The following is a 24,283-nucleotide window of genomic DNA, read 5'->3' as shown; positions in this document are numbered from 1 at the left end:
AGAATGCTTGAGGAGGGCCGCCCCATTACTTTGAGCAAAGCCCTCCTTTGTTTCATGTATGAAAAGGTTCAAGCATCCATTTTTCCGAAACCTCAGTTTACGGAAAACATGGCATCAGCGTACCTTCTTCATCGTATAGTTCTCACTCACGAAGTAAGGAACATCGGGGAAGATGTCGTTCTCAATCTCACCGCCTACATACTTATAAGGGTTGATAGCCCATCTGTTGCCCAAACCATAGATACGCATATCACCGTTAGGAGCAATATCGCCATCCATGGAATAATTATCATACTTAGGATATGCTTTCCACTGGAAGGCATTACTATAAGTACCGAAATGCATCTTGTAGGTAGCAGGGTCTTCAGCATCGCCCTCATGAATGGTTTGCGGATAGATGAGCAGTGCACCGTTATAGTAATCGCAATGCATCGGATACTTACCGGTAATTTCGGGGAAAGTACCCCAGTTGTAAACTACATATCCGGTACCTTCTTCATCTTTCTCTATAATTACATTCTTCTCAAAATCCTGACTGCCTTTCCAATCCCACCAGCGAGGATTGCCTTCTTCATCCACATAGGTAAAGAGGGAGTTACTGGAAGTTACTTTCCATTCACCGACCAAATCTTCATAGCCCATCATCTTTCCTTGATAAGCTTCACCAGTACGGTTCCAGTACTTACCGCTCCACTCCACTTCATCATCAAAAAGTACTTTACTTATTTCCGAAAGCAGCGTATAATACTGATACATCAGCGGTTTGGGATTGTAGAACATCTGAATGCCATAACCTTCATCTTTCACTTTTTGGAATTTGCTCTTGTCAAATCCATTCCAACCTCCGTTCAACTCATCATTAATCTTCCAAGGCAGCGGAGCATACTTGGATTTGGGCAGGTTCTCAAAATGAGACGCTTCACGGCCAAAAGCTCCATTAGGATTCTGATTCTGGTAATAACCATAGGTCATATAGTCCACAATATCACCAACTTTCACACCTTCTACCTCGCCATCGGGAGAATCAAGCGAACCATATTCATACACACCGATCAGTTTATCTCCAAATACCTGGCGGCACTCATAAACCAAACGTGCGAAGTTGGCACGTGAACGTTTTTCGAAGCCGGGACTGGGGTTGGAGTTGTTGTAACTGGTGTACTCATCATCAAAGTCAATGCCATCCAAACCATAGATATCCAAATAAGCCTTCAGTTCCTTGGCAAAGTCTTTGGCGGCAGCTTCAGAAAGGTTACCCATACCGGCCTCATCATGGTTGCCAAGAATAGTCATAGCCACCTTAATGCCCTTAGCCTGCAAAGGACGGATGAACTTATCCGCATTTCTCAGCAAGAAAGAAACCTGGTCATTGCAAAAAACATGTACGCGACCGGTCTTGCTATCCACATTGATATTGGCAGCAAAAATGCTGACTACATCAAAGAAAGGCTTTCCGTCGCTCTTCATGGTATATTCACCCATATTCAAGATGTTCTCGTCATTTACTTCCACAAAGCAATGTGTAAGTATATCACCCTTACTGATACTCTCAGGAATAGCAGCCAAAGGCTTTACCAAGTAAATATATTCCTGATTGTTTGTAGAAACTTCCACACCGTTATTGGCAGATGCAGAAACGGCAACAGCATAAGTTTGTCCGATTGTGCCTCCTGCATTGATATTCAGTTCCACAGAAGCCGACTTCTGTTCGCCCGCCTTGATAATGACAGTTCCACCGTTCGCCAGACTCAACTTATCGGCGGGATACATTTTATAGCTTGTTCCATTCTTCTTATTATAAGCTTCCAAAACGTCTTCGTCCACTTTGAAGGTCACCGTAACATCCTGCTCTGCAGCTTTGCTCAGTTCAAAATAGAGATGTCCGGTAGCAACCTTGTCGCCAAAAACGGAAATCGGAGTAAGTTCACGTGCACCAGCGGCAGACTTTACATAACCATACACGCCATCCACAGTATCCAGCTTGTCGCTGTTGCCGGTGTTGATGACAACATCATCTTCACAACCGGTAAAGCATATTCCTGCACATGCAAAAGCCATTGCCAGCAAGCCTGATTTTACATGATTCATATATTTCATAATCAATATCTTTTTATTTGAATTAAGGTATAACTAAATTATTTGGCGGGCAGTTCCACAGCAGTCCAAGTCAATGGTTCAACTGCAGTAGCATTGTTCTCATTTCCGCTATAGTCATGAATGGCAGTACCGGCACCTTCATCGAACTTCCAGTAAGAAACCAGTCCGTCAGCATCCGGATCTACCTGGTAGAAGTGGTCCTTTGCATTGATTTCTGCTGATGTCAACACCTTGTTCCAGATACGTACCTCTGAGATGTTACCTTCCAACCAGCGGTCACGATTGTATGAATGACCAATCCAGAATCCGTTACCTTCATCAGTCATAGTCTGCCCCCAGTTCACAGCACCGCAGTCCAAAGTAGTCTCCAACATATTCTTACCATTGATGTAAACTATAACAGTTTTTGCATCCGCATCGTAGGTCACAGCTATATGTGTCCATTCATTTGTCGGAATAGCCAGACTCTCATCAGTCACATTGCCACTGCTTGTAGCCACCTGCAATTGGTTCTGAGGAATTCCGGCATCACCGATACGGAGCAGGAACTTGCCTTCGATACCCATAATGGAAGTCAGCATCTTGTCGAACTTGCTTACGCGAATCAACGCTTCTGCCGTCAGTTTATTCATATTATTGGCTACATCCGGATTGGTCCAAGTTACGTAAACCAGATTCTTGGTAATATCAGGAACCGTATTAATCAATGCAGCACCCTTCAGCACGTAGTACATAGTACCGGAGCTCTTCAAGACTCCGATACTTGCCTGGTCTACCGTAACCGGCAATACATATACCTTCTCACGGTCCAGTTCCGTCAAGTTCTTGAAGCTGACAGTGATGTCATCTGAAATGACAGCACCGGCCAAAATGGTAGCCTGCGGAGTTTCTACCGTATAATAATTTTCCGGCAGCGCCTCGGCTGTGTCATAATAGGTGGCGTTATAAGTAGCTACCAAGGAAGGGTCCGCCTTCAAGGAAATAGTTATGTCCCGTGATTCAGGGCGAGCCATTGAAATCCGGAATGAACCTTCCGTATCGGAAACTGTGTTTTTCAACAACACAGTGCTGGTCATCGCCGAGCTGTTGATATACACCTGATTATCGAAATTCTCAACGTCATTATCATTACAAGCAGCAAATACACCTGCCAATAATGCCATCGATACTAAATATATACTTTTCAGTTTCATGATATTCTTTTATTTTTTAGGAGCAGGATTCATAATATTGATAGCTTCTCTCACGTATTGGTAGGTATTGGTTGCATTGTAGTAATCATTCTGCATGTTCTCAATAGCCAAACCAGCTTTTATAAACTCAGCAGACGGCTCTGTCACCCAATAAGCGGCTTCCGACAGAGCTCTCAAAGCATTGTAATATCCGGTAGTCTTATCAGTTGTATCCAGAGAGATGGTAGATGCCGATACAATGAAGCGGTCAGCCGGAACACCGTCTGCCATCAAGGCCTGAAGCGCTTCTATCCCCAGTTGGGCAACATCCGTGACATCATTTGTAATCAAGATGATATGGTCACAAGAAGACAGTACAGACTGACCTATCAGGTTGGCAGGATACCCCTGGAACACCAGCTTCTTACCCGAATTGGCGCTCTTCCAGTTGGCTATCACACTGAAAAAGGTATCTTGATTTGCCTTTGCTTCAGCCTTGTCAGCTTCGGACATGTAGATAGGATTGCTGCCGCGATATTCAGCAACAATGCCGTCGAAAGGAGCTTCCAGAGCAATCAATCTGTTCAACTCAGCAGAAAGATAAGCCGAGAATGTGGACGTTTCCGTTCCTTCCTTCACCTTGTCGGTATGTTCCTTCAAGATATTGTCATAACTGATAGAGTAGAATACTTTTGTTCCTTTCTCGTGTACACTTACAATGTCTTTCAGTTCGAATTCCACTAAATCGGGAGTAGTCACAATAATTACGTCCAGACTGTCAGGCACATCTGACATGTGTTGCCCACGACTGAAAGGAACTTTCTCACTATTATCAAACCAGCCGTACACAATCTTATGGTCAGAATTCTTATATTCCTGCAAGTTCTTCAGATACTTGGCATACAATTCGGGAGACTGTTCGTCGATTCCGGGTTCTGCCAAATTGATGCTTTCTGTATCTGTCCAGTCGGAGCAGGCAGACAATGCCAATACGGAAAAAGCTGCCAGCGCAATTCCTTTAAATGATTTCTTATATAATTTCATAATTATTCAGCATTTATTGTTATTATTTACGTGCCCACCATACATCAGTAGCCATGTTGTCCGGTCCACCCAGATAATTGCTTACTGCATCCTGCACGTTTTCAGTATTATTTGTATATTCTTCAGAAGGATAAGGCATGCGACGTGCACCTTTCTCGCTGTCAACAATTCCATTACTCTTATTGCCTTCGCTGGTTGCAGGCAACAGTTTGGGATAACCCGTACGACGGTAATCAGCCCAAGCCTCGTTGCCTAACGGCCAGTTAGCAATCCATTTCTGAGTAATGATACGCTCCTGCTTTTCCTCTTTGGATGCTCCCTCATTCCATTTGATGGTAATGTTTGAAAGGTTCTTTTCATACGTATTAAGACCAGCAGGATCCTTATAAAGGGCAGGGACACTGCTTTCATCAGCCAGATAACTATCTACCCCCGTAGCTCCCCATTGTTCAAAAGAAAGGCGGACACCTTGTTCATAAAAATCAGCCGCAGTTCCTTTCATGCTGAAACCATAGACTGCAGTAGCTTCAGCGCGCAAGAAGGCAACTTCCGCTGCATTCATCCAAAGCACAGGGTCTGAAGAGGAAATCTTCACCCGTGAATAATTTATGAAAGATTCCCTCGCTTTGCTGAGATCGATACCACGGCGTAATCCTACATAAGACTCTCCCTCCCATTTGGATTCTTCAAAATAGCTGGCGCGGCGATTGTCATTGTAACCGTTCATGTAACAGATGATGTCAGCAGCAGGATGGGTATCACCGCCTGATGCTTCTTCATTATAACGCACTGCCATAAACAGCGGGTTGCTGATTGTTCCGAAATACTTCCATGTAGCATTGTCTGCATTTGTTTCAATCAAGCCCAGTTCATGATTCACTGCGCTTTCAGCCATCTCTTTGGCCTTGGCAGGACTTACATTGGCAATGCGGATAGCCAGACGCAACTTCAACGAGTTGGCAAATTTCACCCATTTCTGTACATTACCGCTGTATACGAAGTCTGCAGAAGCGACCAACGCCGCGTTTCTGTTCTCGGTCAGCACCTCAATGGACTCGTCCAGTTCCTTGAAGAATGCATTGTAGACTTCTTCCTGCGTATCATAAGGAATAGTTATCTTGCCATCCTGACCAATCTTGGAATAAGGGATGGGACCGTATGTATCAGTCACGCGGCTCATGGCAGCAACCTTTATGATTTGTGCAATAGCATAGGGAACCGGATTGTTGGTATTCTCCGATACTTGTTTCACTGTGCTCAAGTTAGCATATAATGTCGAGATGATACGGTCACTCATCAAGAATACGCGTGTCCAGTCATTCGTAGCATTAAAATTGGATATTGTATTGGACCAGCCGGCATTTGAATCGGCAAAATAACCTCCCAACGGTCCGCCCAACAAACAATCGGTAAATTGTGCCGTATTGACGTCTGACGAAATAACCGTACTTGCCAAGTTACTCATGGCAGAACCCAGTGCATAATCATCGGGAGTCAAATCGCCCGGTTGATAAGGATTGGAATTGATATCCATATAATTGCCGGTGCAGGACATAAAGCCCATAACCAATGGAGCAATAATCAATTTATTTATTATATTTCTCTTTTTCATATCGTTTGGTATTAAAATTTAAAGCTCAAGCTAAAGCCGATGTTACGCAAAGCCGGCATCATGAAATAGTCGATTCCCTGATAGAAGTTATCGGTAGAAGCCACACTTTCTGGATCGAAAGGAGCCTTGCTGTAAATCATCCATAAGTTGCGGCCTACCAACGAAACCTTGATATCACACACATCGTTCAACAACTTTTTGGGAATAGTGTAACCCAAGGAAACTTCCTGCAGGCGAACGTTGGTAGCAGAGTAAGTATAGTATTGGGGAACAGCTGTACCACTACCGACTACACCATACCATGTTTCGGGATTTACCTTGTCCTTGCCATTCACCAATACGTAACCTAAATCACGTGCATCCGCAGAAGCCTCAGACACACCATAGTAATCCAACATGGCTTGTGTACGTGAGTAGACCACACCACCCAAACGGGCTGAAATCAAAAAGCCTGCTGTGAAATTCTTCCAGATGAAGTTGTTACGCCAAGCCAAATTCCCCTTAGGAAGTACACTTCCCAATTTGATGTATTTGTCAGGATCGGTAATGGTTTCCGTAGCAACTGCTCCGTTCTGGTCTACAAAAATCTGTCCATTGGCATCACGCTTCATATCTCTCAGAGAGTAAAGGTCCCCCATGCTTCCTCCCTCTTTCAGCAAGAAGCGGGCATCACCTAAACCACCCATATTCAACGTGCTCAAAGAGAACAACTCACCGGTAACGGGGTTGATGGCTTTGTCTGCCAGTGTCAAAATCTTATTCTTGTTGCTGGAAAAAGTTATACCAGTATCCCATGTAAAGTCCTTCCAAGTATTCTTATAGTTCAGTGACAACTCAATACCGGAGTTACGTACGGCACCGGTCTGGATATACAAAGCCGACCAACCGCTGACAGGCAACTGCGGATTGAATGTCTGATTCATAGTCTTGGCATTGTAATATGTCACATCCAATTCAAAATTTTTGAGGAAACGCATGTTCAAACCGATTTCCCAAGAATTGGTACGCTCAGGCTTCAGATTATACAACGGATATTGAGTCGTGATACTCCATTGACCGGAACTTGAATTCCATTCGTAGTGAGGATTAGCCAAGTATCTGGAGAAAGCACTACCAACAGATGCCCATGAACCACGAACCTTTATAAAAGAAAGATAATCTTTGTTCAAGTTAGGCATCAGTTCAGACAGTACAACAGAACCACCGACTGAAGGATAAAAGAATGATTTACTGTTGGAGTTGGGACCTGCCAACTGTGAAGGCCAGTCGTTACGTCCGGTCAGCGTCAAGAAGTAAGTATTCTTGTAACCAAGCTCAGCCGAAGCGAAGAGAGACTGAGTCTGTTCACGCCATCCCTCCTGCAAGCGCTGTGTCTTGCTGGCACTCAGGTTCTGGATAGCAAAGTAGTTGGTTAGACCTACCGGTTCACCACCGAAAGCATCACCACCGTCAGCAATCGGACCACGTGTTTTCATTGCATCCGAACGTATATCGGAGAATGAACCACCGACGTTGGCCTGGAGTGACCAGTCTTCACCGAAATATTTGTTGATACTCACCAGGAAGTCAGCATACAACTGTTTGTCCTGCGTCTTAGTAATACCATAAAGACCTCGTGAAGAACTCTCGGTGAGCTGAGTATTGGTAGAAGCATAAAACTTTTCTGTATAGTCATTATTGGAGTTATCCAAACGTACACGTCCTGAAACAGTCAGCCAGTCCAGAATCTTATAGCTCAAACCGGCATTCAGCATATAGCGATCCTTCTTGTTCTGGCGCAAATTGCGGTAGTTAATCCAATAAGGATTCTGCATTACCATACCTTCGTCCCCTACCGGCCAATATTGCGTATAAATCTTACGGGCAGCGTCATAGCGCTCATACATGCTGATATCCGACCAGTCGTTGCTGCGCGGGAACAAATAAGCACCCACCAACGGGTTATTGTAGGTACCCTGGTTCGTCATGTTCTGGTCATTCTGCAGAATATAGCTTGCACCGAAGTCCAAAGTCATCTTGTCGTCCAAGAAAGTAGTGGTATTACGTACCGTGAAGTTGTAACGGTTGTATTTGTTGTTGGGAACAATACCCTTAGAGTTTACGGCAGCAGCCGATGCATACGTCTGGTTTTTTTCTGTACCAGTTGACAAAGAGATGCTTTCCGTCCCTACAATACCCGTCTGGAAATAATCATCTTTCGGACTGTAATTGTAATTATTGGCTGCAGACAAAGGAGCTCCCCAGCTCATGGCTCCTGAAGTGCTCATCACACCACCGGTTCCCGTACCATACCGGTTTTGGAAGCTCGGCATCACAAACGGATTGGTGAATTCAGTATTGCTGCTGACAGTAAGACTCACCTTACCTTCTTTACCTTTCTTTGTAGTGATGACAATGGCACCGTTGGCAGCTTCCGAACCGTACAAGGCAGCAGCGGCGGCGCCAGTCAAGACCGACATTGACTCGATGTCTTCCGGGTTGATGTCAGCAATCGGTTCTGAAGATCCCTGGGAGTCGAACTCCTTACCTCCGGCAGTACCACGGCCAGAGAAAATAGGCACACCGTCAATTACATAAAGTGCATTGGAAGACTGCATGATGGATTTCGTACCACGCATCACTACCTTTGACACGCCACCCACACCGGATGAAGAAGCATTGATATTCACACCTGCTACTTTACCACTCAATGAGTTCACAAAGTTGGCGTCTTTATTGGAAGTAATGGCATCTGTATTCACCTGCTGTACATTGTAGGACAATGCCTTTTCCGAACGCTTGATACCTAGGGCAGTAACCACAACTTCTTCAAGCTGTTGGGTATCTCCGGCCATCATCACATTAATCGGTGCATTACCTTTCACGGGAATTTCCTGAGTAGTATAACCGATATAAGAGAATACGATCACCGGATTCGCTTCCGTAGTGGTCAACGTAAAGTTACCGTCGAGGTCGGTAATGCACCCGTTGCTGGTACCTTTTATCAATACATTCACACCAATCAGAGGTCCCATGTCATCTGACACGACTCCGGTAATCGTCCGTTCTTTCCCTTGTTGGTTGCCCTCTTGAGGAGCAGCAGACTTTTCAGAAAGATAAACGATGTTATCCTCCACTTTATAGGAAATGTCTTTCCCTTTGAGAATAACATTCAAAGCATCTTCTATAGACGCATTGTTCACTTTGACGTTTTCTACCGGCAACGCAGCCAGTTTGTCGTCATAAAAAAATTGATACTTGGATTGAGACTTGATTTGTTCAATGACTGTCCTCAATGTGCCGCGAGACACATTCAGGTTTAATTGGGCAAAGCCCCACTGGATAGAAACTGCCATGAACAACAAAACTAATAAAGCCCGCATGAACGTCGAACTCCGAAAAGCATAATTGTCTTTCATAAACACAATTTATAGGTTATACAATAAATTACTTCGAGAGATTCATTCTCTCGCATTCCTATATAAAACAACAGACAATGAAAATACACTTACTGAAAAAGTATCTTTTTTATCATTAATCCTAAAAAAAAAGAGTTACCCCGAAAATAAGTTGATATATCATTTTGCTCAATATTACTAACGAAGTAAATAATTATTTCCACCTGATTCAAGAAAAACACCTATAATACAGATAGTAAATAACAAAATGATATATCAACTTATTTTCGAGGCAACCCTTTTCTTACTATATTATTACTATTCTTTACTTCTTCAGTTCATTCGAGAAAGAATAAGGATAATCTTCCGGCTGCGTACCTCTCTTCATATTAGGCTGGCTGCCCATATCAAACCTCAAGGTACCGCCATTCTGCAAATTGCCATGCGTCAGATAATTCCTGGAATAATCCACGCCGTTCACCTTGAGAGACTCGATATACATGTTCTCCGGTGAGTTATCCGGAGCGTCAATTGTCAGGGACTTACCGTTCTCGAAATGGAGGGTAGCCTTACGGAACAGAGGGGCGCCCAGTACATACTCGTCCGTACCAGGGCAAACCGGATAGAAACCAAGTGCAGAGAAGACATACCACGCGGAAGTCTGACCGTTGTCCTCGTCACCGCAATAACCGTCGGGACCGGCAGTGTACATGCGGTTCATTACCTGACGAAGCCAATATTGGGCCTTCCAAGGCTCCCCGGCATAATTATAAAGGTAAATCATGTGCTGGATGGGCTGGTTGCCATGGGCATAGTTACCCATATTCATCACTGTCATCTCACGGATTTCATGGATTACCTGGCCGTAATAGCTGTCATCGAACAAGGGTGGAACAATAAATACAGAGTCAAGCATCTCCACGAAAGATTCCTTGCCACCCATCAAGTCTATCAGACCTTGAGGGTCGTGGAATACAGACCAGGAATAGTGCCAACTGTTACCTTCAGTAAAGGCATCACCCCACTTCAATGGAGAGAAAGGAGCCTGGAACTGGCCGTCTTGATTACGACCACGCATCAGCTTGCTTTCCTTATCAAACACATTCCTATAGTTCATGGCACGTTCCGCAAAGAGTTTCTGCTCCTTCTTCGGACGGTTCAACTCTTTTGCCATGCGGTAGATGCACCAGTCATTATAAGCATACTCCAAAGTACGGGCAGTGTTCTCGTTGATTTTCACATCGTAGGGAACATAACCAAGCTTATTGTAATACTCATAGCCGAGGCGACCCGTAGAAGAGACCTCGGGATGGACATTCTTTGTACCGTTGATGAGACCTTCGTACAGCGTCTGCACATCCTCCACCTTCACACCTTTCAGATAGGCATCTGCCAGTACGGAAGCAGAGTTGTTGCCAATCATACAGCCACGGTGACCCGGACTTGCCCATTCGGGGAAGAAACCGCTTTCCTTATAGGTGTTGACAAGACCTTCCTGAATCTGCCTGTTCACTGACGGATACATCAGATTAAGGAATGGAAAGAGACAGCGGAAAGTATCCCAGAAACCGGTATCCGTATACATATAACCGGGCAGCACCTGACCATTGTAAGGGCTGTAATGAATAGGACTTCCCGCCTCATCCAGTTCATAGAATGCACGGGGGAATAACAAGGAACGATACAAACATGAGTAGAAAGTACGGTACTGGTCAAGGGTTCCGCCTTCCACATCAATACGGCCCAGCACCTTGTTCCAGGCATCCTGACCTTTCTGAACCAATGTTTCCAAATTGTCATTGCCAAGCTCCTTCAAGTTACGGTCAGCCTGCTCAAAACTGATGAAAGAAGAGGCTACACGGGCATGTACCACTTCACCCTTGCGGGTTTTGAAGCCGATAACAGCACCGGCGTGTCCGGCTTCCTGCTCAACCTTATTCTCGGTCAAGACGCCATCGGCTACAGACGCCTTATAAGTAAAAGGCTTGTCGAACTCTATCACGAAATAGTTCTTGAAGTTCTCGGGAACACCGCCGCTGTTACGGGTAGTATAACCGATAATACGATTCTGTTCCGGAAGTATCTTCACATAAGAGCCCTTGTCAAAGGCATCAACAACAACGTATGAATGATCATTTTCAGGGAAAGTGAAACGGAACAATACGGCACGGTCGGTAGGGGTGAACTCGGTAACCACATCGTGTTCGGCAAGATATACCTTATAATAATGAGGAAGTGCCACTTCGCCCTTGTGGGAGAACCAGCTTGCACGCTTCTCCTCATCAAACTCGGGCTTGCCAACCACCGGCATGATGGAGAACTGCCCGTAGTCGTTAATCCAGGGACTGGGCTGGTGTGTCTGCTTGAAACCACGGATCTTGTTCGCGGTATAGACGTATTGCCAGCCGTCACCCATCTTACCAGTCTGAGGAGTCCAGAAGTTCATACCCCAGGGACGTGCGATCGCAGGATAGGTATTACCGGTGGAAAGCTCGAAAGTAGACTGCGTGCCGACAAGAGGACTGACATACTGGGTAAAGTCCTTGGCATGCAGCCACAAGGAACTGCTCACAAAAAGAAACAATAGGATTAATTTTCGCATAATATTAGAAAGTTGTTAGTATTAAATAAATTCTTCTCGTCATATCTCGGATTTGTGCGGCCTTCCTACTTCATTGAGGAGAGGAAAACACTGTTCCCCACAATTTTATACTCCAATGGAATGGCATTCTTTATCAGATTCAGCACAGCCCCCACACTCTCTTTTTTCTTCAGTGTACCCGAGTAGGTCTTGCTTACATCTATGTTCGGTGCCAGAATTATCCTCACCCCATACGAATTCTCCAATGTACGCGCAATGGTGTATAGGTCAGCCTTCTCAAAGACAAACTCATTATTGTGCCAGTTTTCGATTCCCGTATCCACCTGCTTCACCACCAGACGCCTAGTCATTCCGTTCAGCTCGGCTTTCTGTCCGGGGGCAAGGATAATCATACCCTCGCCATGATTGCCTTTCACCTCTACTTCGCCTTTCAGAAGGGTAGCTACTGCAGACATCTTAGCCTTGTCAGACTTGAGGTTGAAAACAGTTCCCAATACTCTGACCTGCATGGCCTCACTCTGTACGACAAACGGTTTTTCCGGATTCCTCATTACCTCAAAATATCCTTCTCCTTCCAGATAAACCTTTCTTCCCTTCCCTGCAAACTCATACGGATATTTCAAGGTAGTATTTTTATTCAGCCAGACTTTTGTGCCATCCGGCAGTTTCAATTCCTTAATCTTATCATGAGTGGTGACAGCCAGTAATGTTTCCGGCTGGCTATAAGTCTGATAAAAAAGATAGCCGAAAGTACCCAAAAGGAAGAAGCCCACAAATACGGCCGCATACCGCATCCATCCAACCATCCTCCGTACCTTGTATTGTTTCGTCTTCTCTTGTTCCAACCTTTTAAACAATCGCTTTTCGACCTTTTCTATGTCTTGTGCATTCGAAGTATCCCCCAGTCTCCCCAAGTGGTAAATCTCCTCCAGCCTGAACAATTCGCGTGCATTCTCACCCGACCCTTCCAGCCAGGCGTTCACCTCACGAAGTTCATCTTCCGTACATTCACCCATAAGGAACTTGGCCAATATCTCCTCATTCAACTTATTCATTCTTTCCTTCATTATGATAATAAAACAACGCTGCTCGCAAAAACACTTACTTTCCCGATGAAAAACAGAGCCAACATCAGGTTCAGATACCCCAGTTTATCGCGCAGCAACTTCAAAGCTTTGTACATGTGAGCCTCCACCGTACGCAATGACACTCCCATCGTATCAGCTATCTCCTTATTCTTCATATCATGCAGATAGCTGAGTTTGAATACCATCCGGCACTTGTCCGGCAATTCATTGATGGCATCGGACAGCTTCCTTCTGAGTTCGGCATCCTCTATCCGTTTCACCACATCATTGCTGTCGGGTTGATAGAACTCAACCCTCTTTTTATGGATTTCGAGCATGACAGCCTCATAGCCACTTACAATGTCCCGATGCTTCAGAACGTTCAAGGCACGGGTATACACCGCCCTATACAAAAAAGCCTGAATCTGCTCTCCCACCTTCATGGTATCTTTCCGCTTCCACAGCTCCACGAAAACATCCTGCACCACATCTTCCGCATCTTCTTCCCCCACAATGCGTGTGGCGTAGAACAGCAGATTGGTATAATACCTGCGGAAAAGGGATTTATATGTCAAGTCGAAATGTTCATCCATATTTTAGCCGGTTATCGGGGGCTGTACCATGCATCACCTGGCTTATCCCCCATTTCAAATTCGAAAACACTTCCATCCATTATCTGTTCATGCGTAATATAACTTTTGTCATAGCTCTTACCGTTGAGTTTGACAGATTGAATGTAGCAATTTTCCTTGCTCACCGCCGGTGCCAGTACCTTAAAGGTCTTTCCACCAGGCAGGTGCATCTTCATTTCCGGATATAGGGGGGTACCGATTTCATATTTTCCGCCAACCGGGTCTACCGGATAAAAGCCCATCGCACTGAACACATACCAAGCAGACATCTGTCCGCAATCCTCGTTGCCACACAAACCGGCAGGAGTGTTCAGGTAGAGTTCATGCATCACCCGGGCTGCATATTTCTGGGTTTTCCAAGGTTGATCCACAGCATTGAACAGATAAATGACGTGATGGCTAGGCTCATTTCCATGCGCATACTGGCCAATCATTCCGGTGCTGAAAATAGGCAGCTCATCATCTGCAGAAGGATTATAGGTAAACATACTGTCCAGCTTCTGGGCAAACCGTTCCTTACCTCCGGTCAAAGCTATCAAGCCGTCAATATCCTGCTGTACAGACCAGAAGTACTGCCAGCCGTTGCTCTCGCAGATGTGCGGAGTATAGTCGTCCGGCGAGAAGTTCCGGATAAACTCTCCCTTGTCATCACGGGGCTGCATGAAAGAACTTACCGGATTGTAAACATTCCGGTAATTACGGGAACGCTTATAAAACTCGTCCGCTACCTCCTTATCGCCCAGTTTCTCTGCCATACGGGCTATACAATAGTCATCGTATGCATATTCCAGTGTTTTAGAAAGTGACCAGTTTTCCGAATTATACTGATCCGTCACATTATAAGGAACATAAGCATATTTCTTATATAACCCAATGCCACGATAAGAATCGATATTGGCAGTAGCTACACAAGCCTCCAAGGCCTTTTTCGCATCGAAGTCCCCAATACCTTTCAGATAGGCATCTACAATAACTGGTACAGAGTGGTAACCTATCATCATATCTGTCTCGCTCCCCTGAAAATTCCATACGGGAAGGCGACCGTTCTGTTCGAAGAAGGCGAGGAAGGACTTCACCATATCGTTCACCCGTTCCGGCTCAATAAAGGTATAGAGAGGATGAGCCGCACGGTAAGTGTCCCACAAGGAGAAAGTACTGTAATTTGTCCAGCTCTCCGCACGGTGCACTTGCTTGTCGGGACCGTAATAAGCACCGTCCACATCACTGTAAATGGTAGGAGCAATCATCGAATGATACAAAGCCGTATAGAACTTGACTTTCTCATCACGGTCATCGCATTTTATTTCTATCCGGGACAATTGTTTGTTCCAATCATCCTGCACAGCTGCCAGGTATTTGTCGAAATCATCATCGGGTACTTCGGCTGCCAAATTACGTGCCGCCCCTTCCATACTCACACCGGAGATGGCAGTACTAACAAGAATCTGTTCTCCTTCCTTAGTCTGAAAGTCGAATCGTGCAATGACGGATGTCCCTATCCGCTTGCCATCTTTCTCTATGGCAGCTGTATCGAGCTGCATCACAACAAACGGTTTGGAGAAACGGGTACGGAAGTAGAGGCGCTGGTCGCGTGCCCAACCGTCAGAGTAACGGTAACCTTGCACCGTTACCGAATCGACGACTTCTATGTGAGAATCATTGGTAAAATCCCAATTCATGGCTTTCCGCAAATTCAGGAAAACGGCAGCATCGGCTTTGGGGAAAGTATACCGCTGAATGCCACAACGCTCGGTGGCCGTCAACTCTACATTGATATTATAATCTTTCAGACGCACCTGGTAATATCCGGCGCTTGCCGACTCTTCCGAATGAGAGAACAAAGAGTGAATGCCGAGCGGAGCTTCCGCCTCCTTATAAGGCAATGTCACCGGCATAAAAGAGATATCATACAAGTCACCAGCGCCGGTTCCGGAGAGATGGGTATGGCTGAAGCCTGCAATGGTACTGTCTGGATAAAAATATCCGGAAATACGGTCCCAGCCCGGCAGTCCGTTGTCAGGACTGAGTTGCACCATGCCAAACGGTGCCTGGGCACCCGGATAGGTGTTTCCAGTAAAATCTGTACCGATAAAGGGGTTCACGAACTCTGTATAAGACATACTCTTCACATCCGACACTTGTGGGGTACATGCCAGAAAGGATGAAAAGACCACAAACAAACAACAAGATTTTATCAAATTCATAACATTATAGGGTTAACGTGTATAGTATAACAACCTAACCGGATAAAACACTTACACATCTTGTCACTTTTTCAACAGAATTCATGCAAACAAAAGTAATACAAAATTCCGATTAATCCTCTTTTTTATTTTGTAAAAATATACTTTACACTATCTTTGCCACAAAAAGTCACAATGAATTACACGACCTATCTTTTCGACTTTGACTATACGCTTGCTGATTCTTCCCGCGGAATCGTCACTTGTTTCCGCAACGTACTGACCCGTCACGGATATACAGAGGTTACAGATGACGACATCAAACGTACCATCGGCAAGACTCTGGAAAACTCTTTTTCCATCCTCACCGGCGTGACAGATGCCGGACAACTGGCAGGATTCAAGGCAGAATACCGAAAAGAGGCCGATACGCATATGACTGTCAATACGGTGCTTTTCCTGGAAACCAAGTCTGTACTGACTGCACTAAAGGACTCTGGCGCCCGCATCGGAATCATCTCGACCAAATACCGATTCCGCATCAAGGAACTCCTCGACCAGCATTTTCCTGAAGATTTTATAGACATCATCGTGGGTGGTGAAGACGTGAAAACCGCCAAGCCATCTCCCGAAGGGCTACTCCTTGCCATTAAGCGGCTACATGTCAGCAAAACCGATACCCTCTATATAGGCGACAGCACGATAGATGCGGAAACAGCCCAAGCGGCCGGAGTAGACTTTGCCGGGGTCACCCACGGAGTAACCACTGCCAAAGAATTGGAAAAGTACCCACACCGGAAAATAATGAGCACTTTGGAAGAACTGCTGGCAGTTCAGGAGGAGCATCCCTCCATATTCAAGATTGAAAGCCCCATCCGACCGGAAAATATGTATGCCACTTCTCCCCGGAAACAGAAAAGGATAAATGCCTGGCAAATCCTCCTTCTATTGACACTCTTTTGGTTGGCTATTGAAGAGCTGGACATGACCGACGACAGCAACTTCTTCCCGGTTGTCTTCATACTAACATTGTGGGGCATCCTCCCAAAAAGAAGGATACTGCCCAACAAAGCAAGAACTTTCATCGACTCATGGTGGCACCCCTACGCAGTACGCCTGCGTGCATTCCACATCAAGCTGATACAAGGAAGGAAAACTCCTCCTGCGAGTACCGAAACCTGCACTTGCCTGAATTGTGGCACCACCTATACCGGCAACTACTGTAACCGTTGCGGACAAAGCCGAAACACTCCACGTTACCGGCTAAGCAACGCCCTTAAAAACATTGCCGGAGGCTTCTTCAATATAGACAATGGTTTTGGACGTACCCTTCTGGAACTCCTCTACCGTCCGGGATACATGATTAGAGACTTCATCGGTGGTAAGCGTATAGAGTATTTTCGCCCGTTCCAGACACTCTTCATTCTTGCAGCTCTTTATATCATGGCTGTGCAACTGGTAGACCCGGAAGCTCTGAGCAAAAAAGCAAAGACGGAAAAGACAGAGCAGACAGACAAAGAAGAAATCATTGCCGCTAAAGAGAAGCTTACCCAAAAGATGGAGAAAACCTATAGCAAAGAGGAAAAGCGAGCCCTCGCCATCACTATAAAAAGCCTGGAGAAAAGCCTGAACAAACTGGAAGAGAAGAACGCCTCCACTTCTGCCACACAGGTATCCGAATCGAACAGCGATGATGGCGACCTCATCGATGAGTTTGTAAACGACACCTCGGAGGTGGGAGACAGACTGGAAAAAGTCTTCCAGAACTCTCCTTTCCTAATGAAAGTATGGAATCTGATGAAGAGCTGGGGACACGGAAACAAAGCATTCCGCATCATTGCCACACTGCCTCTGTTTGCACTTGCTACCCAACTTGCCTTCCGACGCCGGAAATATAAGTTAAACTACAATACCACGGAGCATGTATTCATACAAGCCTACATAGCTTGCCAGATACTCCTGCTAAGCATCATCGTGCTGCCTTTCAACGGGTATGCAAAGGTAGACGATTTGTATGAGCTGCCTTTATGGCTTATTTTCTTCCTATTCTGTTGCGATTACAAACAATTGTACCGCTGCACCTGGTGGAGAAGCTTTTGGCGCACTATCCTCATGCTGACTTACAGTCTTGTGCTACTCGTCATATTTGCATGCCTCGTCATGGCACTAATGCTGGCCGGTATCTATGTACTGAAATTCATCTTGTAACAACAACCATCCCTACATAAATTGTCTCTTCTTGATGAAACAGTTTTTCTCCAATAGGCCAAAAGTACAATCTGCACTAAAAGAATAAAAAAGCAAAAGAACATTTGCCCATTTAGAATAAAAAGAGTACTTTTGTGCCCGATTATTCCGCACCGGGTTCGACCAAGTGCTTTCTAAGTGATTAGAGACCACCCGACGGAGCTAACTTATACATTAATATAAGAAATGTACGCAATTGTAGAAATTAACGGTCAGCAATTCAAAGCAGAAGCTGGCAAAAAACTGTTTGTACACCACATCCAGAATGCAGAAAACGGTGCAACAGTAGAGTTTGACAAGGTTCTTTTGGTAGACAAAGACGGCAACATCACCGTAGGTGCTCCCACAGTAGAGGGTGCAAAGGTTGTTTGCCAGGTCGTATCAAACATGGTAAAAGGCGATAAAGTTCTCGTTTTCCATAAGAAAAGAAGAAAAGGTTATCGTAAGTTGAACGGTCACCGTCAACAATTCACAGAGTTAACAATTACAGAAGTAGTAGCTTAATCAATTAAAACAGTAAGAAAAAATGGCACATAAAAAAGGTGTCGGTAGTTCTAAGAACGGCCGCGAATCACAGAGCAAGAGATTAGGCGTTAAGATATTTGGTGGCGAAGCTTGCAAGGCAGGTAACATCATCGTTCGTCAAAGAGGTACTGAATTCCACCCGGGTGAGAACATCGGCATGGGAAAAGACCACACTCTTTTCGCTTTAGTAGACGGAACTGTAAAGTTCAAAGTAGGCAAGGAAGACAGACGTTCAGTTTCTGTTATCCCCGCAGAAAACGCAGAAGCATAAGTTTCCGAACAAGAAATAAGGAAAAGGGATGCAATCCGAATGGATTGCATCCCTTTCTTTCATGTCAAAAGCAACACTTTATTTGTTTTTTCCATATCTTTGCACTCACAAAACCGAATAACATAAAAACAAGTATAAGATATGCTTACCATCAAACAAATTACAGAAAATACCGACGCGGTTCTCCGCGGACTGGAAAAGAAGCACTTCAAGAATGCGAAAGAAACCATTGCACAAGTGCTGGACTTCAATGACAAAAGAAAAGCCAATCAAACCATCTTAGATAAAAACTTGGCAGAAGCCAACTCACTCTCCAAATCCATCGGACAACTGATGAAGGAGGGTAAGAAAGAAGAAGCAGAAGCCGCCAAAAGCCGCGTGGCCGAGCTGAAAGAAGTCAACAAAGACTTGCAAGCCAATATGGAGCAGGCTGCCAACGATTTGCAGACTTTACTTTACACCATCCCCAACGTTCCCTATGACAGTGTACCCGAAGGCGTCGGTGCCGACGACAATGTGGTAGAGAAGATGGGCGGCATGGAAACCGAATTGCCCAAAGATGCCCTGCCCCACTGGGAACTGGCCAAGAAATATGACTTGATAGACTTTGACCTGGGCGTTAAGATTACCGGTGCCGGATTCCCCGTATACAAAGGCAAAGGTGCACAACTGCAACGCGCGCTCATCAACTTCTTCCTGGACGAGGCACGCAAATCCGGCTATACAGAAGTAATGCCGCCGACAGTGGTGAACGCCGCTTCCGGCTATGGCACGGGGCAACTTCCCGATAAAGAAGGACAAATGTACCATTGCGAAGTGGACGACTTATATCTGATTCCTACAGCCGAAGTTCCGGTAACAAACATCTACCGCGATGTGATTCTGGACGAAAAACAGTTGCCCATCAAGAATTGCGCCTATACTCAATGTTTCCGTCGCGAAGCCGGCTCATACGGAAAAGATGTACGTGGTCTGAACCGTCTGCACGAATTCTCCAAAGTAGAACTGGTGCGCATCGACAAGCCGGAACACTCCAAACAGTCTCATCAGGAAATGCTGGACCATGTAGAAGGTTTGCTTCAAAAACTGGAACTCCCCTACCGCATCCTGCGCCTTTGCGGTGGCGATATGAGCTTCACGGCTGCCCTCTGTTTTGACTTTGAGGTGTATTCCGAAGCACAGAAACGCTGGCTGGAAGTAAGTTCCGTCTCTAATTTTGACACTTATCAAGCCAACCGTCTGAAATGCCGCTACCGTACGGCAGAAAAGAAAACAGAGCTTTGCCATACGCTGAACGGTTCCGCACTCGCTCTGCCACGCATCGTTGCCGCCTTGCTGGAAAACAACCAGACTCCAGAAGGAATCCGCATACCAAAGGCATTGGTTCCGTATACGGGATTTGAAATAATAGACTAAGGCCATAATAGTCACGTGCAGCAATACGCCTTTGACACTTTCTTTCGGGCACGAATTACATGAATTTCACAGTTGCGGTTAGCAAAAAACGTGAAATCCATGTAATTCGTGCCCAGAGTTTTATCATGACAAGCTTCTCCTGCGCAACTACAAAGTATTCTTCAAAATACGTGCAAACACCTCCTCGCGGAAATTACGTGCCACCGGAACAGTATGCCTCCCAACTATAATCCGATTGCCACCTATCATCTCAATCTTTTCCAAATTTATCAGATATGATTTATGGACTTGCTGAAATACTCCACCAGGAAGAGCCTCTATCATACGCTTCATGGTAGAACGTACAAGCAGCTTTGTGCTTTCCGTATAAATACAGACGTAATTTTCCAGCCCCTCCACCACCAGAATATCCTTAAACAACACCTTATGCATCTGACGGTCTGAACGGACAAATATAAAATTATTAGCTTCATCCGGCCATTTCTCCTGCTGCAAAAGACCATGTACTTTATTCACCGCTTTCAGGAACCGGTCAAACGAAATCGGTTTCAACAGATAGTCCGTAACATCAAGTTCATAACCTTTCAATGCATACTGCTCATAAGCGGAAGTGATAATCACATGAGGCGGATGGGCAAGAGATGCCAAGAGTTCAAGCCCCGAAAGATAAGGCATTTCAATATCCAGAAACAACAAGTCCGGCTGCTCAGTCTGCAAAAGAGTGTTCAACTGCATAGCATCTTCACATACACCCATTAAAGAAAGGAAATCCACCTTTTCCACATAGCGTTGCAATCCTTCACATGCAGTAGGCTCGTCATCGGTTATTACACATTTTACCTGTTTCATCCTATAATTCTATCACAAGTTTTACTCTAAACAAAGTATCTCCTCTATTTATGTCCAGCGTATGACGCTCCGGATATAGCAGCTCCAGCCTGCGCCTCAGATTTTCTATGCCGATTCCATGTTTTCCTTTCTGGTGCACTAATGGTTCCGGTATAGAATTTTCAATACTAAAACACAACTTGCCTTCTTTCAGACACATATCCATAGCTATAAAATAGTTCCCTCCCACATATTTGAAAGCATTCTCCACCAACGGTACAAACAACAATGGATAAATCTCAACCTGCGCCTCCATTTCATCGAAATGCATCTGCAACTGCAGCCGCTTCGTAGCACGAAGTTTACATAGGCTGATGTATTGTTTCAGATATTCCACTTCCACACGAACTTGCACTTTCTCCCCGTCATTGTATAATTGGTAACGAAGCAAATCGGACAATTGCTCAAGAGTATGCCGTGGAGCCTCATTATTCTCATCTATCTGAAAATAAACCGTATTGAGTACATTAAAAAGAAAGTGTGGATGATATTGTGCTTTAAGGAATTTCAGCTCTGTCTGGAGCTGGTCATTTTTTATCTTCTCCAATTGCAGGCGTTGAGCTTCGTTTTCCTTCTGTATCATCTGATTACGCAAGAATATATAGAAGAAGCCGCCAAGCAACATACTGACTATGGCGGGAATAGGCACATCGTATAAATCAAGACTTACCCCCATCAAAAAGCGGATAACCCACATCGTCAGAAGACACCAGACGGGAGCTGTCAGGACAACCACCCCGTATTCCTGCCACCACACCAACTTCCGCTTCCGGCACAAACAAAGCCAATACTTCAATAGAAAAAAGATAGGGTAAGACATGAAGAGTACCACAAGCATATCCTTCAACATGAAATTCCACTCATTACTTTCCCAATAGTATTCATGTTTCGGAATATCATTCGCCACACGAATACATAGAAAAAGAATCACGGCAAATAATGCCGGCATCAGCCATTTGTTCCACAGTCTGCCCATAGTAGTTACAAATTTACTCTTTTTGTTTCATTTATTTCTTTTTTCCTTCTGCTTTCTTTTGTATCGCTGCCTTTTTGAAAACGCCAAGAGAAAGCAATACCCAGCACACGTTTGTTGTGCCGTTCGTCAACAAACGCCTGCACACCGGGAGACCGAATATCTACTTTTTGATAATTGGTGTTGAATACATCCTTGGCAAACAAGGTAACGGTGCATCTGTTACGGAACATCTTCTTTTGGATACCGATGTTCACCTCCAGCACCGGATGTACAGTGGCTTGTCCGTAGGCCATTCGCCCATTATAATTTGCCGAAAGTTCGGCCGACCATACTGAAGCGAAAGCAAACTGGTTCATGCAGCCGAGTATCGGGGTAAACATACGGTTTTTCATTTTCTGCCCTTGTTCCGTCCAACCATAATTATTATAAATACCGATAGCGGTCAGATTCACTTTCCAAAAAGAAGCAGGTGAGAGGTTGGCAGCATGTACACGCACACCCGTCTGTACATAGGAAGACAGATTCTGAGGCATTACATAGATACGCCGTTCCTCTTGTTCGCGATAGCTCTTCATGATAGCATCATCTGTATACGAGAAAAAGAGAACCGTCTGAAACCAGTCACGATACACATACCCCAACTCTATATTATCAGAAAAGGAAGGATGCAGTTTTGTATTTCCTCCTTCATGGGTATAGTCATCGAATATGTAGGTAAAAGGATTCAAATCACCATAATTGGGGCGGGTAATACGCCTGCCATACGAAAACTGAAACAAATGTTCCGAAGTCAAACCGTATTGCAAAGCAATGGTAGGAAACAAATGGAAGTAATTCGTTGTAAACGAAGAGTCTTTCTGTTGTGTATTTCCTCCAAAGTCCCCGTGTACATGGGTATGTTCCAACCTTAGACCCGCTGAGATTTTCAAGCGGTCTTTCTCATAGCCGGCTTGCAGATAGGAGGCATTGATATTTTCATCATATACAAATCGGGAACCAAGCGCCCCGTCCGGCAGCCAGCCGGAAGCCGACGGACGCATATAACCTGCCGTATTGTCTATCGTAACAAATGAGGTTTTGACTCCGGCCTGCAACTTCCAAACCTCACTTAATGGATAAACCGCATCTATCTGTCCGACATATAAGTCGGTATTTCCCTTCATGTCCCCTTTCAATGTATCGGGCTTAAAACTATCCATCAACTGGTTTCCAACACGGTAATAATGGAAATAATCAAAAGAAGCGCTGAGTTCTCCCCCTTCTCTTTTAAGCTTATGCACCATACTGGTCCCGGCAGAAAGATTGTTCCGGTTTTGCTCCGCATAGCTATAAGTATTTCCCGCAACTCCGATTTCTTGGATTTCCGTAAACATGCCTGCATTTTCCTTTTGCCGGGAAAAGTTTCCACCCAACGAGACTCCCCAAACTGTCCGTTCATTGAGATAATAATCACATCCGGTACGAAAATAGTGCGAATAATTCCTACGCTTCCGGTAAGAGTCCTGCATCATTCTTCCTCCATCCCGTTCGAACGCACGGTCGATAAACAAGTCTATGACATCCTTTCCCTGATAATACGAATAATTCAAATAAAGATTGAACTTATTCTCCCTGACATTCATGGAAACGCCGCCATAACCGCCACCCGTCCGTCCAAGACTGCCATTGCCGTTCAAGGCCAGATTCACACCGCGCAGCCTTATTTTTCTTGTACGTATATCAATCAACCCGGAGCTTCCCGCCGCATCGTGGCGTGCGGAAGGCTGGGTTATCAAATCTATCTTATCAGCATTAGTTGCAGGAGTAGATTTCAACAGACTCATCAATTCATCTCCCGAAAGATAAGTAGGCTTGCCATCCATCAGAATCGTTGCACCGCTTTGTCCGTTCAACAAAATATTGCCATTGGAATCTATCACGACTCCCGGCAGGGAAGCAAGAACATCATAAAGACTGCCCGTACTTTGAGTGACAGATGCATCCATCCGATAACTTGTTTTACCGGCAGATATTTCTACCAACGGGAGTTTAGCAGTTACCATAATTTCTTCCAAACGCTGGTCGGCAATCGTATCCTGCTGCGACCAAACCACCAAAGGCATACTCAATAAAATTGCCCCTAAAAAAACATTTCGATACATACTCTTCCTCATTTTTTATTTCAAAAGTAGGCA

At 45.0% G+C, this 24,283-nt stretch carries 16 protein-coding genes; 4 read left to right on the top strand and 12 right to left on the bottom strand.

Annotated elements, in window-relative coordinates; translation table 11 throughout:
* Positions 1–114 precede the first annotated feature (114 nt).
* From EYA81_RS12710 to EYA81_RS12670, 9 genes are all read right to left on the bottom strand, one after another.
* Positions 115–2,097, bottom strand: coding sequence for a BT_3987 domain-containing protein (locus EYA81_RS12710; RefSeq protein WP_117965952.1), 1,983 nt, complete (start codon positions 2,095–2,097; stop codon positions 115–117).
* A gap of 38 nt (positions 2,098–2,135) precedes the next feature.
* On the bottom strand, positions 2,136–3,290 hold the full coding sequence (locus EYA81_RS12705) for a DUF1735 and LamG domain-containing protein (protein WP_117965949.1): 1,155 nt from the start codon (positions 3,288–3,290) through the stop codon (positions 2,136–2,138).
* 9 nt (positions 3,291–3,299) lie between these two features.
* Positions 3,300–4,313 (bottom strand): glycoside hydrolase family 18, encoded by a 1,014-nt coding sequence (locus tag EYA81_RS12700; protein WP_117965946.1) that lies wholly within the window; start codon positions 4,311–4,313, stop codon positions 3,300–3,302.
* A 22-nt stretch (positions 4,314–4,335) separates the two neighbouring features.
* Entirely contained in the window at positions 4,336–5,925 is a 1,590-nt protein-coding gene (locus EYA81_RS12695; RefSeq protein ID WP_117965943.1) for a RagB/SusD family nutrient uptake outer membrane protein, read from the bottom strand.
* 11 nt (positions 5,926–5,936) lie between these two features.
* A complete protein-coding gene (locus EYA81_RS12690) occupies positions 5,937–9,323 on the bottom strand; it encodes a TonB-dependent receptor (RefSeq protein ID WP_117965940.1) in 3,387 nt (1,128 codons plus the stop codon).
* A gap of 304 nt (positions 9,324–9,627) precedes the next feature.
* A complete protein-coding gene (locus EYA81_RS12685; protein ID WP_117965937.1) occupies positions 9,628–11,904 on the bottom strand; it encodes a GH92 family glycosyl hydrolase in 2,277 nt (758 codons plus the stop codon).
* A 65-nt stretch (positions 11,905–11,969) separates the two neighbouring features.
* Positions 11,970–12,959 (bottom strand): FecR family protein, encoded by a 990-nt coding sequence (locus tag EYA81_RS12680; RefSeq protein ID WP_165491389.1) that lies wholly within the window; start codon positions 12,957–12,959, stop codon positions 11,970–11,972.
* Between the two features lie 11 nt (positions 12,960–12,970).
* Positions 12,971–13,564 carry an RNA polymerase sigma-70 factor gene (locus EYA81_RS12675; protein ID WP_117601122.1) on the bottom strand — a complete coding sequence of 198 codons (594 nt, stop codon included), beginning with the start codon at positions 13,562–13,564 and terminating at the stop codon, positions 12,971–12,973.
* Between the two features lie 11 nt (positions 13,565–13,575).
* Entirely contained in the window at positions 13,576–15,807 is a 2,232-nt protein-coding gene (locus EYA81_RS12670) for a GH92 family glycosyl hydrolase (protein ID WP_117965934.1), read from the bottom strand.
* A gap of 174 nt (positions 15,808–15,981) precedes the next feature.
* Here EYA81_RS12670 and EYA81_RS12665 point away from each other — a divergent pair, with 174 nt between their 5' ends.
* The 4 genes from EYA81_RS12665 to serS all read left to right on the top strand — a co-directional run bounded on the left by EYA81_RS12665 (position 15,982) and on the right by serS (position 20,245).
* Positions 15,982–17,994 carry an HAD-IA family hydrolase gene (locus tag EYA81_RS12665; RefSeq protein ID WP_131225881.1) on the top strand — a complete coding sequence of 671 codons (2,013 nt, stop codon included), beginning with the start codon at positions 15,982–15,984 and terminating at the stop codon, positions 17,992–17,994.
* A gap of 225 nt (positions 17,995–18,219) precedes the next feature.
* Complete coding sequence (rplU, locus tag EYA81_RS12655; protein ID WP_005828892.1) at positions 18,220–18,537, top strand: 50S ribosomal protein L21; 318 nt, start codon at positions 18,220–18,222, stop codon at positions 18,535–18,537.
* A gap of 22 nt (positions 18,538–18,559) precedes the next feature.
* Positions 18,560–18,829: a 50S ribosomal protein L27 gene (gene rpmA, locus EYA81_RS12650; protein WP_117601126.1), complete on the top strand. Its 270-nt coding sequence runs from the start codon at positions 18,560–18,562 to the stop codon at positions 18,827–18,829.
* Positions 18,830–18,970: 141 nt separating this feature from the next.
* The gene (serS, locus tag EYA81_RS12645; RefSeq protein ID WP_119961246.1) at positions 18,971–20,245 is read left to right on the top strand and encodes a serine--tRNA ligase; all 1,275 of its coding nucleotides are present in this window, start codon (positions 18,971–18,973) and stop codon (positions 20,243–20,245) included.
* Positions 20,246–20,392: 147 nt separating this feature from the next.
* On the opposite strand, the gene EYA81_RS12640 is transcribed toward serS, so the two are convergent.
* Genes EYA81_RS12640 through EYA81_RS12630 form a run of 3 tightly spaced genes read right to left on the bottom strand, consistent with a single transcriptional unit; the run spans position 20,393 to position 24,250 of the window.
* Positions 20,393–21,094, bottom strand: coding sequence for a LytTR family DNA-binding domain-containing protein (locus EYA81_RS12640; RefSeq protein WP_119961247.1), 702 nt, complete (start codon positions 21,092–21,094; stop codon positions 20,393–20,395).
* A gap of 1 nt (position 21,095) precedes the next feature.
* Complete coding sequence (locus EYA81_RS12635; protein WP_131225880.1) at positions 21,096–22,109, bottom strand: sensor histidine kinase; 1,014 nt, start codon at positions 22,107–22,109, stop codon at positions 21,096–21,098.
* 5 nt (positions 22,110–22,114) lie between these two features.
* Positions 22,115–24,250 (bottom strand): outer membrane beta-barrel family protein, encoded by a 2,136-nt coding sequence (locus EYA81_RS12630; protein ID WP_227186385.1) that lies wholly within the window; start codon positions 24,248–24,250, stop codon positions 22,115–22,117.
* Positions 24,251–24,283 lie beyond the last annotated feature (33 nt).

Origin of the sequence: Bacteroides sp. A1C1 (assembly GCF_004328515.1) — a bacterium.
GTDB classification, from domain to species: Bacteria; Bacteroidota; Bacteroidia; order Bacteroidales; family Bacteroidaceae; genus Bacteroides; species Bacteroides uniformis.
The sequence above is the reverse complement of the archived record's forward strand: the minus strand, read 5'-3'. Positions and strand labels throughout refer to the sequence as shown.

Coding starts and splice junctions, on each gene's coding strand:
- EYA81_RS12705 (WP_117965949.1), bottom strand. CDS start 3,290: ATGAAACTGAAAAGTATATATTTAGTATCGATGGCATTATTGGCAGGT.
- EYA81_RS12670 (WP_117965934.1), bottom strand. CDS start 15,807: ATGAATTTGATAAAATCTTGTTGTTTGTTTGTGGTCTTTTCATCCTTT.
- EYA81_RS12710 (WP_117965952.1), bottom strand. CDS start 2,097: ATGAAATATATGAATCATGTAAAATCAGGCTTGCTGGCAATGGCTTTT.
- EYA81_RS12690 (WP_117965940.1), bottom strand. CDS start 9,323: ATGAAAGACAATTATGCTTTTCGGAGTTCGACGTTCATGCGGGCTTTA.
- rpmA (WP_117601126.1), top strand. CDS start 18,560: ATGGCACATAAAAAAGGTGTCGGTAGTTCTAAGAACGGCCGCGAATCA.
- EYA81_RS12700 (WP_117965946.1), bottom strand. CDS start 4,313: ATGAAATTATATAAGAAATCATTTAAAGGAATTGCGCTGGCAGCTTTT.
- EYA81_RS12665 (WP_131225881.1), top strand. CDS start 15,982: ATGAATTACACGACCTATCTTTTCGACTTTGACTATACGCTTGCTGAT.
- rplU (WP_005828892.1), top strand. CDS start 18,220: ATGTACGCAATTGTAGAAATTAACGGTCAGCAATTCAAAGCAGAAGCT.
- EYA81_RS12685 (WP_117965937.1), bottom strand. CDS start 11,904: ATGCGAAAATTAATCCTATTGTTTCTTTTTGTGAGCAGTTCCTTGTGG.
- EYA81_RS12675 (WP_117601122.1), bottom strand. CDS start 13,564: ATGGATGAACATTTCGACTTGACATATAAATCCCTTTTCCGCAGGTAT.
- serS (WP_119961246.1), top strand. CDS start 18,971: ATGCTTACCATCAAACAAATTACAGAAAATACCGACGCGGTTCTCCGC.
- EYA81_RS12640 (WP_119961247.1), bottom strand. CDS start 21,094: ATGAAACAGGTAAAATGTGTAATAACCGATGACGAGCCTACTGCATGT.
- EYA81_RS12630 (WP_227186385.1), bottom strand. CDS start 24,250: ATGTATCGAAATGTTTTTTTAGGGGCAATTTTATTGAGTATGCCTTTG.
- EYA81_RS12635 (WP_131225880.1), bottom strand. CDS start 22,109: ATGGGCAGACTGTGGAACAAATGGCTGATGCCGGCATTATTTGCCGTG.
- EYA81_RS12680 (WP_165491389.1), bottom strand. CDS start 12,959: ATGAATAAGTTGAATGAGGAGATATTGGCCAAGTTCCTTATGGGTGAA.
- EYA81_RS12695 (WP_117965943.1), bottom strand. CDS start 5,925: ATGAAAAAGAGAAATATAATAAATAAATTGATTATTGCTCCATTGGTT.